This window comes from Oleiphilus sp. HI0117 (assembly GCF_001635235.1).
This window is the reverse complement of record NZ_LWGA01000332.1, coordinates 1-529: the sequence shown is the minus strand read 5'-3', so window position 1 is coordinate 529 and position 529 is coordinate 1. Positions and strand designations below refer to the sequence as shown.

The 529-nt window shown below is 47.1% G+C and carries 1 pseudogene; it reads left to right on the top strand.

Annotation, left to right across the window (positions count from 1 at the left end):
• Positions 1-297 (top strand): annotated as a pseudogene (locus tag A3757_RS04085) (malate synthase G); the annotation flags it as partial.
• Between the last annotated feature and the right edge of the window lie 232 nt (positions 298-529).

The following is a 529-nucleotide window of genomic DNA, read 5'->3' as shown; positions in this document are numbered from 1 at the left end:
AACAACGTTGGTTTGATGGAAGATCGTGCAACATTGCGTATTTCTTCTCAGCACGTGGCGAACTGGTTGGAGCACGGTGTTTGTACCAAAGAACAGGTTGAAGAAAGCTTGAAGCGTATGGCAGCGATTGTTGACGGCCAGAATGCGGGTGATTCTGAATACATCGCCATGGCACCGTCTTTTGACGGCATTGCTTTCCAGGCAGCTTCTGATTTGATCTTCAAGGGCAAAGAGCAGCCAAGTGGTTACACAGAGCCGCTACTTCATGCTTACCGTTTGAAGTTTAAAGCGCAATAAGTGTTTACTCAGCCCCTGCTTATGTAGGGGCACAAAAAAACCGGCTGAATGCCGGTTTTTTTGTGCGTATTGATTAGCTAAATACTTAGGCGGCGCATATTGGCAGAGGGTTTAGCGTATTGCCAATGTTGGTCAAAGCTATCTCTGAGTCTCTGTGCGATCATATGATTGCTGTAGTTAACGAAGCCCGTGTAGCTATCCAGGTCTTTCCGGTAGATGCCGGCGTCAAAAT